The organism is Pseudomonas sp. 05N432 (assembly GCF_056396945.1).
This window is the reverse complement of sequence record NZ_JBFTMM010000021.1, coordinates 43,196-57,299: the sequence shown is the minus strand read 5'-3', so window position 1 is coordinate 57,299 and position 14,104 is coordinate 43,196. Positions and strand designations below refer to the sequence as shown.

The 14,104-nt window shown below is 57.7% G+C and carries 16 protein-coding genes; 9 read left to right on the top strand and 7 right to left on the bottom strand.

From position 1 onward, the window contains the following. Positions 1 to 30: 30 nt before the first annotated feature. The 5 genes from AC1DHT_RS24265 (at position 31) to AC1DHT_RS24245 (ending at position 4,817) form a co-directional block, all read left to right on the top strand. The gene (locus tag AC1DHT_RS24265) at positions 31 to 1,323 is read left to right on the top strand and encodes an MFS transporter (protein ID WP_427528996.1); all 1,293 of its coding nucleotides are present in this window, start codon (positions 31 to 33) and stop codon (positions 1,321 to 1,323) included. A gap of 13 nt (positions 1,324 to 1,336) precedes the next feature. Continuing rightward, positions 1,337 to 2,812, top strand: coding sequence for a glycoside hydrolase family 32 protein (locus AC1DHT_RS24260; protein WP_427544885.1), 1,476 nt, complete (start codon positions 1,337 to 1,339; stop codon positions 2,810 to 2,812). A gap of 105 nt (positions 2,813 to 2,917) precedes the next feature. Continuing rightward, positions 2,918 to 3,916 (top strand): LacI family DNA-binding transcriptional regulator, encoded by a 999-nt coding sequence (locus AC1DHT_RS24255; protein WP_427544883.1) that lies wholly within the window; start codon positions 2,918 to 2,920, stop codon positions 3,914 to 3,916. Between the two features lie 64 nt (positions 3,917 to 3,980). Beyond that, positions 3,981 to 4,370: a c-type cytochrome gene (locus tag AC1DHT_RS24250; protein ID WP_427544882.1), complete on the top strand. Its 390-nt coding sequence runs from the start codon at positions 3,981 to 3,983 to the stop codon at positions 4,368 to 4,370. Between the two features lie 111 nt (positions 4,371 to 4,481). Continuing rightward, positions 4,482 to 4,817, top strand: a complete 336-nt coding sequence (locus tag AC1DHT_RS24245; RefSeq protein WP_429538690.1) for a hypothetical protein — start codon at positions 4,482 to 4,484, stop codon at positions 4,815 to 4,817. Positions 4,818 to 4,831: 14 nt separating this feature from the next. On the opposite strand, the gene AC1DHT_RS24240 is transcribed toward AC1DHT_RS24245, so the two are convergent. Beyond that, positions 4,832 to 6,199, bottom strand: a complete 1,368-nt coding sequence (locus AC1DHT_RS24240) for a hypothetical protein (protein ID WP_427544878.1) — start codon at positions 6,197 to 6,199, stop codon at positions 4,832 to 4,834. A 281-nt stretch (positions 6,200 to 6,480) separates the two neighbouring features. Here AC1DHT_RS24240 and fabV point away from each other — a divergent pair, with 281 nt between their 5' ends. Then, positions 6,481 to 7,677, top strand: a complete 1,197-nt coding sequence (fabV, locus tag AC1DHT_RS24235; RefSeq protein WP_427544876.1) for an enoyl-ACP reductase FabV — start codon at positions 6,481 to 6,483, stop codon at positions 7,675 to 7,677. 59 nt (positions 7,678 to 7,736) lie between these two features. Here the strand turns inward: fabV and AC1DHT_RS24230 are convergent, their stop codons facing one another. From AC1DHT_RS24230 to AC1DHT_RS24220, 3 genes are all read right to left on the bottom strand, one after another. After that, positions 7,737 to 8,402, bottom strand: a complete 666-nt coding sequence (locus AC1DHT_RS24230; RefSeq protein WP_427544874.1) for a helix-turn-helix transcriptional regulator — start codon at positions 8,400 to 8,402, stop codon at positions 7,737 to 7,739. A gap of 19 nt (positions 8,403 to 8,421) precedes the next feature. After that, the gene (locus AC1DHT_RS24225; RefSeq protein ID WP_477761495.1) at positions 8,422 to 9,051 is read right to left on the bottom strand and encodes a hypothetical protein; all 630 of its coding nucleotides are present in this window, start codon (positions 9,049 to 9,051) and stop codon (positions 8,422 to 8,424) included. Between the two features lie 142 nt (positions 9,052 to 9,193). Then, positions 9,194 to 9,523, bottom strand: coding sequence for a DHCW motif cupin fold protein (locus AC1DHT_RS24220; protein ID WP_427544870.1), 330 nt, complete (start codon positions 9,521 to 9,523; stop codon positions 9,194 to 9,196). Positions 9,524 to 9,717: 194 nt separating this feature from the next. On the opposite strand from AC1DHT_RS24220, the gene AC1DHT_RS24215 reads away from it, so the two are divergent. Further along, a complete protein-coding gene (locus tag AC1DHT_RS24215; RefSeq protein WP_427544868.1) occupies positions 9,718 to 9,918 on the top strand; it encodes a hypothetical protein in 201 nt (66 codons plus the stop codon). Between the two features lie 69 nt (positions 9,919 to 9,987). Here AC1DHT_RS24215 and AC1DHT_RS24210 read toward each other — a convergent pair whose 3' ends face one another. Further along, positions 9,988 to 10,272: a hypothetical protein gene (locus AC1DHT_RS24210; protein WP_427544866.1), complete on the bottom strand. Its 285-nt coding sequence runs from the start codon at positions 10,270 to 10,272 to the stop codon at positions 9,988 to 9,990. Between the two features lie 278 nt (positions 10,273 to 10,550). On the opposite strand from AC1DHT_RS24210, the gene AC1DHT_RS24205 reads away from it, so the two are divergent. Then, on the top strand, positions 10,551 to 11,138 hold the full coding sequence (locus tag AC1DHT_RS24205) for a LysE family translocator (RefSeq protein WP_054597111.1): 588 nt from the start codon (positions 10,551 to 10,553) through the stop codon (positions 11,136 to 11,138). Between the two features lie 10 nt (positions 11,139 to 11,148). On the opposite strand, the gene AC1DHT_RS24200 is transcribed toward AC1DHT_RS24205, so the two are convergent. Next, positions 11,149 to 11,982 (bottom strand): AraC family ligand binding domain-containing protein, encoded by an 834-nt coding sequence (locus AC1DHT_RS24200; protein ID WP_427544864.1) that lies wholly within the window; start codon positions 11,980 to 11,982, stop codon positions 11,149 to 11,151. A gap of 37 nt (positions 11,983 to 12,019) precedes the next feature. Further along, on the bottom strand, positions 12,020 to 12,523 hold the full coding sequence (locus AC1DHT_RS24195) for a VOC family protein (RefSeq protein ID WP_427544862.1): 504 nt from the start codon (positions 12,521 to 12,523) through the stop codon (positions 12,020 to 12,022). A gap of 340 nt (positions 12,524 to 12,863) precedes the next feature. Between AC1DHT_RS24195 and AC1DHT_RS24190 the strand changes: the two genes are divergently transcribed. Beyond that, positions 12,864 to 14,018: an NnrS family protein gene (locus AC1DHT_RS24190; protein ID WP_427544860.1), complete on the top strand. Its 1,155-nt coding sequence runs from the start codon at positions 12,864 to 12,866 to the stop codon at positions 14,016 to 14,018. Positions 14,019 to 14,104: the final 86 nt, after the last annotated feature.

The following is a 14,104-nucleotide window of genomic DNA, read 5'->3' as shown; positions in this document are numbered from 1 at the left end:
TAACTTAAATAAAAACAAGAGGGTCGTCACATGCAGCTATCAGTCAAACGTGAGTACTGGCTCATCAGTGGTTTACTGTTTTTCTTCTTTTTTTCGTGGTCATCCAGCTACTCGCTGTTCTCGATATGGCTTCATCGAGTCATCGGTCTGAATGGAACGGAAACCGGGTTTATTTTTGCCGCCAACGCGATTGCGGCACTGCTGATTCAACCGTTCTATGGCGCTCTTCAGGATCGGCTTGGTCTGTCGAAAAAACTGCTGGTATGGATTGGTGTACTGCTCTGCGCCTCGGCCCCCTTTGCGATCTACGTTTACGCCAACCTTTTGGCCCAGAACGTGGTGTTGGGGGCCGTGGTCGGCGCGGCTTTCCTGGCGTTTGCCATGCTCGCGGGCGTGGGTGTCATCGAGTCCTATACGGAGCGATTGTCGCGTCACGCGGGTTTCGAGTTTGGCACCACCAGAATGTGGGGCTCGCTGGGTTGGGCGAGTGCGACAGGTGTCGTTGGTGTGGTCTTCAACATTGACCCGAACATTGCGTTTTACATGAGCAGTGCCGCCGGGGTCGTGTTCTTGCTGATCCTGTTCCGCCTGGATCTGCAGCGCTTCAACAAACCAGAAGCGCACGCGGGTGGCGAAGCCGGCAAACCAGTGCGGCTTAACGATCTTTGGAAGTTGCTGACACTGCCGCGCTTCTGGGCGTTCAGCTTGTACCTGACCGGGGTTTGTGGAATCTACATGATCTACGAACAGCAGTTTCCGGTGTATTTCTCCTCGTTTTTCTCAAGCCCGGAGGAGGGCACGCGAGCCTATGGCTACCTGAATTCATCCCAGGTTCTGCTCGAGGCGGTCTTGATGTTGTTCGCGCCATGGGTGGTCGGTCGTACTGGCGCCAAGTATGGATTGATCCTGGCTGGCAGCATCATGTTCGTCCGCATTCTTGGCTCCGGATTGGCAACGGATGCCTGGACCATCGCTGCTTGCAAGATGTTGCACGCCCTTGAAGTCCCGATCCTGCTGGTCTCGGTATTCAAATACATTTCGCTCAACTTCGATTCGCGGCTGTCGGCCTCGATTTATCTGGTGGGATTCCAGTTTGCCCAGCAATTGACCGCCATGCTGCTGTCGCCACTTGTGGGATACGGCTACGACCATGTTGGCTTCTCGAGCGTTTACGTAGCGATGGCTGGCCTGGTAGGCAGTTGCCTGCTGCTGTCATGGTCATTGCTACGTGCGGATCCCGCCCGCCAATCCTCCCGGGCAAGCGCTCTTGATTCGATAGAGCTTCCTGCCATGGCGCAATCAGCCAACCGTTACGAACCCTAGTAAGGACCAAGCCATGCACGCTGCACTGCTGGACAAAGCGCATCGCGCCATCGAAAAAAAACTGCCCGAACGTGGCAACGACTATCGCCTCGGCTATCACCTGTCGCCCCCGGTCGGATGGATGAATGACCCAAATGGGCTGGTCTATTTTCAAGGCGAATACCACGTGTTCTATCAGCATCACCCTTACTCGGCGCAGTGGGGGCCGATGTACTGGGGGCACGCCAAGAGCCGTGATCTGGTGCATTGGGAGCATTTGCCCATCGCGCTGGCGCCCAGCGATCCCTACGATCGAGACGGTTGTTTTTCAGGGTCGGCTGTTGTTTTCGGCGATACGCTTTATCTGATCTACACCGGGCACACCTGGTTAGGGGCGCCGGGTGATGATCAGAACATTCACCAGGTCCAATGCCTGGCCAGCAGTACGAATGGCCTCACGTTCACCAAACATGGGCCGGTGATCGAAACGCCACCGCATCCAGACATCATGCATTTTCGCGACCCGAAGGTCTGGAAGCGCGCAGACCAATGGTGGATGGCGCTTGGCGCTCGTCAGGGGGACGACCCGCAGCTTTTGCTCTATCGCTCCGAGGATTTGCATCAGTGGGAGTACCTCGGCTGTGCCCTGGATGGCGAACGCGAGTCCGACGGTTACATGTGGGAGTGCCCGGACGTATTCGAAGTGGATGGATGCGACGTTTTTCTGTACTCGCCGCAAGGCCTGAAGCCCAGCGGGTACGACAACTGGAATAAATTCCAGAACAGCTATCGATTGGGCCTGCTGGATGACTCCGGCTATTTCACTGAGAGAGGCGAACTCCACGAACTCGATCACGGTCACGATTTTTATGCCGCGCAGACCCTGCTGGCACCGGACGGACGCCGTCTGCTCTGGGCATGGATGGACATGTGGGACAGCCCTATGCCGAGCCAGGCGCAACACTGGTGCGGTGCGCTGTCGTTGCCACGTGAGTTGAGCCGCGACGGCGAGCGGCTGCGTATGCGTCCGGCCCGTGAGCTGACAGCGCTACGGCAATCACGACAAATGCTGCAGGTCGGCGCGGTCGAATCCCGGAGCCGCACACTTGATGTGCGTGGCGCCCTGCTGGAGTTTGAGCTTGAACTGGATCTGGCAGGCAGCACCGCCGAGCGCTTTGGCCTGGCGCTGCGCTGTAGTGAAGACCAACAGGAACGGACATTGCTGTATTTCGATGCCATGTCCCGACGTTTGGTCCTCGACAGGCAACACTCGGGTGCTGGCGTAAGCGGTGTTCGTAGCGTTCCGGTGAAAGCGGAGCAAACGCGGATTGCGCTGCGGATTTTTCTCGATCGCTCGTCCATCGAGGTGTTTGTCGACGATGGCGTCTATAGCTTGAGCAGTCGGATTTATCCGCGGCCCGACAGCCTGGGTGTCAGCGCTTTTGCGGTCAACGGGGCGGGGGTGTTCGGGGAGATTTCTGTCTGGAACCTGGCCGATCTCAAGCTCTGAGTACCCCTGGCAGACCATTCGTGCCGCCTGCTGCCGGGCATCGTGTTGTCATGCTTTTGCCAAGCATGACATGATGCCCGGCCAGACAAGCAATGGCACCCGCGAATGGCTTCAGTTAAAGATGTCGCACGGCTGGCGGGGGTTTCCCTCATGACCGTATCCAGGGCGCTCAACACCCCGGAAAAGCTGAACCAGGAAACGCTGGCGAAAGTTCGTCAAGCGGTCGAGTCCCTCGGATACGTTCCCAGTCTTTCTGCGCGCAAGATCCGTGGCGGTCACTCCAGCGGCAAGACTATTGGCGTCTTTGCGCTGGATACCGCGACAACACCCTTCGCTGTAGAAATGCTGCTTTCAATGGAGCGCACGGCACGAGAAAACGGCTGGAACGTCTTTATTCTCAACGTGTTCGAGACTCCGCCGAGTCAGCAAACCATCGACCTGATGCTGTCGCATCAGCCCGACGGGATCATCTTCAGCGCCATGCAGCTTCGTACCGTCGAGATTCCCCAGGTGCTCCGCAGCCTGCCGCTGGTACTCAGCAACTGCATGAGTTCAGAGCCAGGCGTGGCCTGTTACGTACCCGACGACGAAGACGGTCAGTACCAGGCCGTGCGGCAAGCGCTGAAGCGTGGCTACCAGCATCCGTTGTGCATCAACCTGCCGCAAAGCAGCCTCGCCTGGGAGCTGCGCCAGCAGGGATTGGTTCGCGCCCTGGCAGAGGGCGGTGTGTCCCTGAACAGTGTTCCCCAATACAACCTGTCGACCGATGACGCCTATGAGGAAACGGTTGTAGCGCTGGAGCAGCAATTGCGTGAGTCGGATGGAAAGCCGACCTTCGATCTGCTTATTTGTGGCAACGACCGCATTGCGTTGGTCGCTTATCAATACCTGCTCAGTCGTGGCCTGCGTATTCCCGCCGAGGTGGCCGTACTTGGCTACGACAATATGATCGGCGTTGCCGAGTTGTTCTATCCACCGCTGAGCACCGTGCAACTCCCGTATTACGAAATGGGCCGGCGAGCCGCTCAGCACTTGATCGAAAGCAGGAATGAGCCCTCTATTCATAGGGTTTCATGTCCCCTCGTGGAGCGTAAATCCTGGTGATCGCTGCCACAGAGCACGCTGTAGATCTTCAAAGCGGTAAGTAACACCTGATGAGGAGCAGAACTTGAAGAAAGCCGCAGTACTAACCGTCGCCTTGATACTCAATGCAGGCATATTCAGCACACCAGCAGACGCTGCCGGCGATGCTGAAGCGGGCGGGAAACTCTTTAATCGAATTTGCGGTGGCTGCCATCAAGTGGGCGATTCAGCCCGGGGTTCTTTTGGTCCGCAGCTCAATGGCATTTTTGGGCGCCATGCCGGCAGCACGACGGACTACCAGTACTCTACCGCGATGAAATCATCAGGCGTGGTCTGGACCCGCGAAACGCTGGCTGCCTACATCGAAGCGCCAAAAAAAGTAGTCCCCGGGACCCGCATGATTTTCTGGGGTATCAGCGATCCGGAAAAAATCGAAAACCTGTTGGCCTACCTTCAGACATTTCAGCCGCAATAAACCGTAGTTCCGCAAAAATCATCCAAGTAAAGCCGGACAGAAGGCATTTTGCTGGCCCCGAAGCCTCAAAATCACCGCCAAAATCACTTTATTTTCAGGTGGTTAGGCGGAATGCAAATGCGCAATGTATTGATCATGCCGATCTCGCTGGTACTGGCGAGCATTGCGGTCTCTGTCCAGGCAAGAGAGTTGATGCCCAATGATCGGTTTATGTGCAGTTGGGGCGCGGGTACCGCGGCAAGGGCCCAGGAACTCAAGCTGTCCGGGGTCTCGCTGTATGCCGCTCGCCAGAAGATCCAGGCGTACAAGTTCAGCAAGGGCTGGATGCGAATGATGGCCATGGGCATCACCGAGCAAACCTACGACAGTCAATCGAAGTTCAAGCCCGAGGCTGTCCGGCAGAGTTTCTATGACGAGTGCGTCAAGTATAAGTTGGCGCGTAAATAACGTTTGTCCTGCAGTTACAACCCGGTATCGGGTGGCGTTATCCGTGCCAGCATCACCGTATATTCTTCGGCTGCAATTTGACGAAATTTCATTCGGGTGATGGCCTGGCGTTGCAGGTCATTGTCATCGGGGAAAAGGCGGTTGGCCGCGTTCTGGACGACCGCATCGGGTGTCTCGATCCGCGGAAACGGCCCGTCGTACTTGTCGGGGGAATCCCCGGTTGGCACCGCCGGGGTATCGAGTGCCCGCACCAGCAGGAAAACCGGGACGACATCAGCCAGCCCCACTGGAAGCAGCCTGGCCGCGTTTTCCCCCAGATGGCGCCGCACGATAGCCTGGGAACCCAGGCGCAAGGTGAACCGGAAGGGGAATCCGGTGCGGATTGAAAGCAATACCGGGTCCGCCGCAGCCACCTGCTCGATCGAGTTGATGCCCTCCGATTCCAGCGTCGCAACCACAGGCAATGTCACGCCTTCAAGGACCAGCAACTTGTCTGAACTGCCGTCCCGCTTGTCCTGGTCGGTGAGTTGGGGAAAGCCCAGTCTTCGCACGATTTTCATCAGCGGATCGATCGGCAAGGTACCCAAGGCAAAGGCGGTGACGATATGCGGGCCATCTCCAGCGCCGGCATTCATGATCACCATTGCAAGGGGAATGGCCAGGAACAGGCGCAGGGAGTACCAATACACATCGGAAATGTTCAGTGATTTGCGGCGGATACTGAGGACGGAGTCGCTCACGATAAACATGAAAGCCCCCGCCAGCGAGCTGACCAGCAGTGGAACTCCGAGCTTGTACACGCACGCCACTTGCAGCGTGTTGTCGCAGTTGGGGATGACATAGTTGGAGGCGACCAAGGCTGCCGCGGCATACGCCACCAACAAGAGAATGATGAACGGCACTATGAATGGCACCAATCCATATTGCTCATGGTAGATCCGCGCAAACAAACGCTCGCACAGTTCCGGGTTCTTGTCGGAGCAGGTTCGCCAATCATCCACGGAACCGCTCTGACCCAGCTTTCCTTCGTCCTGCAGTGAATGGATGAGGCTGGTCGACCAGAAGCGTTGCAGATAGGCCGCCAGGGCGCCGCCCTTCAAACTGTTCTGGAATTCGCTGTAGCGGGTGAACCAGCCCATGCTCAGGAACATGATGAGTGGGGCGCCGCAGATCACCGTGGCGAAGGCGGTGAGGACCACTACAAGGTGGAGGATTGCGCCATCCAGTCCGACCACTTCCACCATGAACAACTGACCGACACCGTTGATGAGCAACAGAATCAGTGCAAGGAGCAGGGCCCGTTGCCGTGGTCTCAGGTGCGACTCATTGAATAGATAGGTCCTGCGTCTGCCGCCATAACGCTCTTCCATGGGCTTGTTCACCGGACTGCTCCTGACGACCTGAGGTGTTTCTACCGATAACGCTAGCAATGGAAACGGGTTCGTCCAGAATGTCATCACCGCGTGTTAGGTTGTTTTTGAATAACGCCACTCTCGGACTGGAAACAGCGGCTCAAATCATCGAGGGTATGCGCTGGATTTGCGACAGGCCCGGACAGTGAAGCCAATGAATCGGCCCGCCACCGTGACGCTTCCGTTTTCCCAGCGTCTATGACTTTTATAGCCAGTATTGGCTCTCGGCATCTTGGAAGAGGGAGATATTTATGATCGTTAAACCGCGCGTTCGTGGTTTTGTTTGTGTGACTACCCACCCCACTGGCTGCAAAGCCAACGTCAAGAATCAGATCGACTACGTCCGTGCGCAAGGACAGATCACCGATGGGCCAAAGAATGTCCTGGTGCTCGGCGCATCGACCGGTTACGGACTGGCTGCGCGCATCACCGCGGCCTTTGGTTGCGGCGCCAAGACGCTGGGTGTGTTCTTCGAACGTGAAAGCGTCGAGGGCAAACTCGGCACCGCCGGCTGGTACAACACCGCGGCCTTCCATACGTTCGCCGAAGCGGAAGGTCTCTACGCCAAGAGCATCAACGGTGATGCGTTCTCCGATGAAGTCAAGCGCCTGACCATCGAGACCATCAAGCGCGACCTGGGCAAGATCGACCTGGTGGTCTACAGCCTCGCCGCACCGCGTCGTACCGATCCGAAAACCGGTGAAGTCTACAGCTCGACGCTCAAGCCGGTCGGCAAGTCGGTTACCCAGCGCGGCCTGAACACCGACAAGGAAGAGGTCAACGTGACCACCCTGGCCGAAGCGACCCAGGAAGAAATCGACGGTACCGTCAAGGTCATGGGTGGCGAAGACTGGCAGATGTGGATCGATGCCCTGCACGAAGCGGGCGTTCTGGCCGAGGGGGCGAAAACCACTGCCTTCACTTACCTGGGCGAAAAGCTGACCCACGACATTTACTGGAATGGCTCCATTGGCGCGGCGAAGAAAGACCTGGACCAGAAAGTCCTGAGCATTCGCGAGCGCTTGGCGGACCTGGGCGGCGATGCACGGGTTTCGGTATTGAAAGCGGTAGTGACCCAGGCAAGCTCGGCAATCCCGATCATGCCGCTGTACCTGTCCTTGCTGTTCAAGGTCATGAAAGAGCAGGGCACACACGAAGGCTGCATCGAGCAGGTCTACGCGCTCTACAAGGACAGCTTGTTCGGTCATCCTCCGGTCATGGACGAAGAAGGGCGCCTGCGAGCGGATTACAAGGAGCTGGCGCCTGAAGTCCAGGAGCGCGTCAAGCTACTCTGGGATCAGGTCAGCAATGAAAACCTTTACGAACTCACCGACTTTGCCGGTTACAAGGCGGAGTTCCTGCGTCTGTTCGGCTTCGGGATCGAAGGCGTGGACTACGAGGCTGACGTCGATCCGGACGTCAAGATCTCCAACCTGGTCCAGGCTTAAGTCTCAAGGGTAAACAGCTGCCTCGACGTCGTGAACGCGAGGCAGCTGCTGTTTGCCGATCATCGAGCCGTGGCTGGATCGGGAGGTGCATCCTTTCCAGCCTCTGCTTGATGCTCGATCGGCCGAAGTTTGAATCGGCAGACATTACCGCCCCGTACCATGCACTCCGTATGGTCGACTTCGGCTCCCCCCAACGTCCCGATCAACGCCAGATCCAGCTCACACACCACCGGATAGGCCGCGGCCAAGCGGTGGAAGACGCAGTTGTGCGCGACGATTTCCTTGTCGTCGGATGAGCGAAAGAACACCTCCGCTTCGTATCCCGCCTGGTTCATGTGCTGCACGATTTTTGTTTCGTCAACCACCTGACGTTCACGCTCCAGCGCCAGTTTGCGGCCCATACGGCGCATCAGCGAAGCCAGTTCGACGGGGCCGATGATGTCGGCCACTTCTTCAATCAGCACACTGGCCAGTAACTGATAGTGGCGAGGGAACTGCTCCCGCGCATGGTCGGTGAGCTGATACAGCTGCTCCGGTCGCCGGCCTGTCGGACGGGTTTCGCCGCGCAGCACCAGTCCGTCACGCTCAAGAGCCGCCAGATGCTGGCGAATCGCGGTGCGTGTGACAGCCAGTTGCTCAGCCAACTCGTCAATGCTCATACCGCCCGCGTCGTGCAGTAGCGCATTGAGCAGGTCCTGCTGTGTACGGCCCAATCCTTCAAACATGGTCTGCGCTCGCTCGGTATCAGAACTTGTCCGGGAACTGTTTGACCAGTGCCGCCGTCAGCGTGTCGGCCAGCGCCAGTATATGGATGCGCATCATCTGCCAGGTCTTCGCTTCGCCGGCATAGTCGTGCGCGGCGAGCTGGTCGATCTGGGCGACATGGTGGCCGCCGTGAGCTGCCAGCATCGTCACCAGCGTGCTTTCAGGTAGGTTGGGATTGGCGCTGGCGAGAAATGCCGCAATGGCCTTGGCATTGCTCGTCAGTTCTGCGACAGCAGCCTGCTGGCCTTTCTTGTCTTTGGCGACAGTGGCGTCGCTGTAATGTTTGACCGCACCCCAATKACCGGCAAGCAGCTTGAGCAGTTGATCGGCAGCGGGCTGGCCATACAACGGAGCAAGGCTGTTGGCGATGCGGGTTGCGTTGTCTACCACCTGAGCGGCGGCGACCTGGGCTTGTTGATGGTTAGCACTCTGGTTGGCTATCGCGTAATTTCTGGTCCAGAAAATATGCTCGATCCACAGGTCGCGCAACGACAGGCGCGTGGTGAGCGCAGCGCTTTCGGCTGGTGCAGGCGATGCGGGGGGAGTTTGACTCCAGGCGGGCTGGGCGCAGAGCGCCAACAGCAGTAAAGCCAAGGTTTTGATATTCATGACGGCACCCTCTTGTCGTGGGATTGTTCAACAATATCAATTGAAGCATATAAATATGTTTTTATTGGGTGTGGGCCGTATTCGCAGATCAACGGTCGTCTTGTGCGTCGTTACCCTGCGTTTACGGCCCCGCGAGGCGCGGTCAATCCACTACGAACAGTTTCGCCCCCGTCACCGTCGACGACCGGTGAGACTCCGCATTATCCGCCACCTGATAGCTCATGCCGGGTTTCAGCACGAACTGGCGCCCATCTTCGAGTTCAGTGTGCAGCTCGCCTTCAAGGCACAGCAGGATGTGGCCCTTCAAGCACCAGTGGTCTGCCAGGTAACCGGCGGTGTATTCGATCATTCGAACGCGAATTGCGCCGAACTGTTGGGTGCGCCAATAGGCGCTGCCGATTTCGCCAGCGTGGACGGTGGGTTCAACGGTCGACCAGTCGGTGGTGCCGAACGGGATGGCTGCTATATCCATGGCGAGTTCTTGAAGTCAGGAGGGAGAACCGATTTACGCAGCTGGTGGCAGGTTGTCAATGGATGGGGTTTCTCCAGAAGCTGAACCCGGGCTGTCAGCCTGCAATGTTTCATTATGTTTCAGCTAATTTGGCAGCGTAGGATGGTCAACTCGAATCGTGCATCGCCTCGTTTCCAGCCAAGGGGAACTGAACAATGAAGTTGAACCTCGTCAAAATCTTTTTGATCACCGGCACGTTGTTGTTGAGCGCGTGCTCTGGCGTGACAACCAGCAGCTGTTTTTCAGAGGATTGCCATCAATTCGACGGCCGTGGCGCCAACAAGATGAGCTTTGGTGGTAGCCCGGTCGGCAACAGCTTTAATCAATACAGCTCGGGGCTGTTGCAGCACGACTGATTCGGCCATTCGCAAACCGCATACGCCGATGGCAATCATCGGCGTACTGATCTCTGTGCTTCCACAATCCTAAACGTACGGCTGGCCGCTGAATCCCCGTGGGAGCCGTTGCTTGCCCGGCATCTCGCTGAGTCTTTTGATCCAGGACGCGCGCCAGTCAATCGCGGCATGTGGGACTTTGGCTCTACGCGCCGCTCGACGTGCAGCGTTGCGAGCGTCTTTTCGGGCGTCCTTGAACGCGTCGGTATTGCGGCAGCTGCGGCATTTGACGCGGGCAAATTCAGTCGTAGACGGAAGATTGCTGCCATGGCGGCCGCAGGCCAGGTGCCCGGCAGTCTTATAGTGAGTCACCATCAGTGGATCTCCTTTGCAAGGATTTCGGCGTAGCGCAAGGGTCACTTGCCACATCCCTGTCGGTGACTCTGCTCTTCTGTCTGGACTCGCTGCCCGCTCAACGGTGTGAGGGTGGTCAGAGGCCGCGATCCCATTACTATTAATGACACCTGGGTGACCGACGCGTTCGATCTGAAATGTCGAGGACTGCACGGGGGTGTTTTTCTTCAATACAGGCCTATCAGCGTTCTCCTACTTTGAGCGCCGGGATGTCCCGAAGTTATTGAAGAAGGTGTGCAATGAGTCTGATCATTTCCATGGCCGCGTTTGCGCTGGCGTCGTCGATCACCCCTGGGCCGGTGAACATCGTTGCACTGAGCTCCGGCGCGCAGTACGGCTTTCGCGCCAGCCAACGGCATGTAGCGGGTGCAACGCTGGGGTTTGTGCTGTTACTGGTGTTGATGGGGTTGGGCCTGCATGAACTGCTAAAACTCTGGCCATCGCTGACACGGGCGGTGCAGTTGTTCGGGGTGGCGTTCCTGTTGTTCATGGCCTGGAAGCTCGCCACTGACGATGGGCGGCTCAGTGCGGGTGATTCAGGGCAAGCGCCGACGATGTTCTACGGCGCGCTGATGCAATGGCTGAACCCGAAAGCCTGGCTGGCCTGTGTCGCGGGGATGGGGGCTTTTGTTGCCGATGGCGAAGCGCAGCTGGTCTGGCAGTTTGCCGCGGTGTATCTGGTGGTCTGCTACCTGTCGGTGGCCTGCTGGGCTTATGCCGGGACCTTTCTGCGACAGTACCTGAGCAATGCCGGCGGCATGCGGTTGTTTAACCGGTTCATGGCGTCGTTGCTGGCGGTGAGTGCGGGTTACTTGCTGTTGCCATAAATCTTGGGCTTCAACCGCGATACTGCCCCGGCGTCGCGGCCAAATGCTGTTTGAACGCTCGCTGAAAATGCGCCTGATCCGAGAACCCGGCTTCCAGTGCCACGTCGGCAATCAACTTGCCTCGACGCAGTTGGCTGCGGGCGAACTGGATGCGATGGTTGACCAGAAACGCGTGGGGCGTCATGCCGTAATGCTGCTTGAAAGTGCGGATCAGGTACGACGCCGACAGATCTGCCGCCTCGCAGATGTCTTCGAGTTTCAGCGACAGGGTGCAGTTGTCGCGGATGTACTCGGCCGCTCGCTCCAGCTTGAGGTTGGGTTCGCGAACGCTCAATTCAGCCGGATTGAGCGTTTGCTGCACTTCAGTAAAAAACGCTACGGCGGCACTGTGTTTTTGCAGCGTCTCCAGCTGTTCGTCGAGCAGTACGTCATACAGATGATTGAGCCCGCTAAACAGTCCGGCGTCGTTGCAGTGGGTGGTTGAAAAGCGCCGAAAGTCCAGCTCTTTGCTGAATCCCAGTTGATGCTGAAGGTCGTTCAACCACGGCGTATCGACATACAGCATGCGATAAGACCAGGGCTGATCGTCAATCGGGTTACAGGCATGGACATCGCCGGGGTTCATCAGCACCACGGTGCCGCTGCCGACTTCAAACGCGGCGTGTTCATGGAGATAGGTGCTGCGCCCGGCGGTGATCGCACCGATGGAAAAAAACTCGTGGGAATGTCGGGCATAACAGACTTCGCGGCCATCGGCGATGGAGCGTGCTTCGATGAAGGGCAGTGCGTCATCGCGCCAGAAGCGAGGGGCTTTGTCGGCATTTTTGGCGATGGCGTGTTTCATCCGCAAGCGTCCTTTGGCAGTTCAGTGGGGGAGTGTATTAGCTCTCGCCATTAAAGGCTCGCTCGAGTGTGGCGACGTCGAGTTTCTTCATCTGCAACATCGCCTGCATGACGCGCTGGGATTTGGCGGTATCCCTGTCGGTCATCATGTCCATCATCACCACGGGCACGATTTGCCAGGACAGGCCGAACTTGTCCTTGAGCCAGCCGCATTGCTGGGCCTGTTTGTCACCACCGGCAGACAGCGCATTCCAGAAGTGGTCGATTTCATACTGGGTATGGCAGTTGACCTGGAACGAGATCGCCTCGTTAAAGCGAAACACCGGGCCGCCATTGAGGGCGGTGAAGGTCTGGCCGTCGAGCACGAAGCTGACGGTCATCACTGAACCCTCGGGCCGGCCATGGAGCTCGAAACCGGCCTTGCCATAGTGAGTGATGGCGGTAATGGTCGAGTGTTCGAACACTGAACAGTAGAACTGTGCAGCGGCTTCGGCCTGATCGTCGAACCACAGGCAGGGCGTGAGTTTTTGAATGCGCGACATGAAGGTTCTCCTCCAGGAATGATCAGGCTGGACTATTAGCGTAGTCAGCCGGTGGTCGTCAGGCGTAACCGTCAATCGACAAGATCAGGGCGTCCATGTATTGGAAGTAGTCATAATGACAATTAATAGGGTCATTTAGACCTGTCGACACTTGAGTCATATTGACCATATAGGCTGCAAAGTACTGTTTTATGGGGCTTTGAAAGCTGGCACGCGACTTGATAGTCGATACGTACAACTGAACCGCTTCAGGAGTACGCCAAAATGTTCGAATTCTTCAGTAACCCTCAGAATGTTCTGCACCTGTCGAGCAAAGGTCCGATCGGCACGGAGGTCTGAGATGCCATCGATCAAGCACGTACCTCTCTGGAGCCTGGGGTTCCGACCGTTCTTCCTCGCAGGCAGCGCCTTTGCCTGTATCGCGCTGGCGGTCTGGGGCTTATGGCTTTACGGACGCTTGCCCGGTGCGCAACCGATGGGCGGGATGTTGGCGTGGCATCGGCATGAAATGCCGTTCGGGTTTGCCGCGGCGATCATTGGTGGTTTCCTGCTGACCGCGGTACCCAACTGGACCGGCCGCCCCGGTTTGTCCGGCTGGCCGCTGCTGGGGTTGCTGTTGGTGTGGCTGGTGGCTCGCCTGGCCTGGCTGATGCCGCTTTCCGCAGCGTGGCTGCTGGCGTTGCAAGTGCCTTTTCTGCCGCTGCTGGCTGTGGGGCTGGGACGCAATCTGATCGCCGCACGCAAGCGTGAGAACTACCCGATTCTGCTGATGATCGGTGTGCTGGCCGGGTGTCAGTTGCTGACCTTGTGGGGCATGGCTCAAGACGACATCGCATTGCAGCGGCGCGGCGTGCTGGCGGCGTTGTGGCTGGTTGCTGCGTTGATGAGCGTGATTGGCGGGCGAGTGATTCCATTCTTCATCCAGCGTGGTTTGAATCGCCCTCAAGGAGCCATTGCGCAGCCACTGCAAACCAAAGTGCTGTTGATCGCCAGCCTGTTGGTGGTGGTGATGATCGGCGCAGGGTTCAACGACACACCGAGGCCTTGGCTGGCGGCGTTGTTTGTGTTGATCAGCGGTTTGCACCTGATTCGTCTGTGGCGCTGGTATGACAACGGCATTTGGCGCGTGCCGCTGCTGTGGTCGTTGTACCTGGCGTATGCCTGGCTGTTGATTGCCGCGTTGGCCATGGCGCAGTGGCAACTGGGCATGATGCCGCAACAAAGCCTCGCCACCCATTCATTGGCAGTCGGTGGTGTTGGCGGGTTGGTGCTGGCGATGATTGCGCGAGTCAGTCTCGGCCATACCGGGCGCCTGTTGCAGCCGCCAAAAGCCGTAGTGCTCGGATTTGGTTTGGTGTTGCTGGCCGGGATCTGTCGGGTCTTTGTCGTGCCTTTCAGCACTCATGGATTGGCCATTTCGGCGTTGTTCTGGTGCGCCGCGTTTGCACTGTTTTTATGGCGCTATACGCGGATCCTGCTGGGGCCGAGGGTGTAAGTCGGTTGATGGTTTGAAACACAGGGCTGCTTCCCAGGAAGTGGCCCTTTTTTGTGACCGGTGGTCGCGCAATTCAAGGCTTCGGG

Coding starts and splice junctions, on each gene's coding strand:
- AC1DHT_RS24260 (WP_427544885.1), top strand. CDS start 1,337: ATGCACGCTGCACTGCTGGACAAAGCGCATCGCGCCATCGAAAAAAAA.
- AC1DHT_RS24230 (WP_427544874.1), bottom strand. CDS start 8,402: ATGTTTGAAGGATTGGGCCGTACACAGCAGGACCTGCTCAATGCGCTA.
- AC1DHT_RS24195 (WP_427544862.1), bottom strand. CDS start 12,523: ATGTCGCGCATTCAAAAACTCACGCCCTGCCTGTGGTTCGACGATCAG.
- AC1DHT_RS24245 (WP_429538690.1), top strand. CDS start 4,482: ATGCAAATGCGCAATGTATTGATCATGCCGATCTCGCTGGTACTGGCG.
- AC1DHT_RS24215 (WP_427544868.1), top strand. CDS start 9,718: ATGAAGTTGAACCTCGTCAAAATCTTTTTGATCACCGGCACGTTGTTG.
- AC1DHT_RS24220 (WP_427544870.1), bottom strand. CDS start 9,523: ATGGATATAGCAGCCATCCCGTTCGGCACCACCGACTGGTCGACCGTT.
- AC1DHT_RS24205 (WP_054597111.1), top strand. CDS start 10,551: ATGAGTCTGATCATTTCCATGGCCGCGTTTGCGCTGGCGTCGTCGATC.
- AC1DHT_RS24255 (WP_427544883.1), top strand. CDS start 2,918: ATGGCTTCAGTTAAAGATGTCGCACGGCTGGCGGGGGTTTCCCTCATG.
- fabV (WP_427544876.1), top strand. CDS start 6,481: ATGATCGTTAAACCGCGCGTTCGTGGTTTTGTTTGTGTGACTACCCAC.
- AC1DHT_RS24190 (WP_427544860.1), top strand. CDS start 12,864: ATGCCATCGATCAAGCACGTACCTCTCTGGAGCCTGGGGTTCCGACCG.
- AC1DHT_RS24200 (WP_427544864.1), bottom strand. CDS start 11,982: ATGAAACACGCCATCGCCAAAAATGCCGACAAAGCCCCTCGCTTCTGG.
- AC1DHT_RS24265 (WP_427528996.1), top strand. CDS start 31: ATGCAGCTATCAGTCAAACGTGAGTACTGGCTCATCAGTGGTTTACTG.
- AC1DHT_RS24210 (WP_427544866.1), bottom strand. CDS start 10,272: ATGGTGACTCACTATAAGACTGCCGGGCACCTGGCCTGCGGCCGCCAT.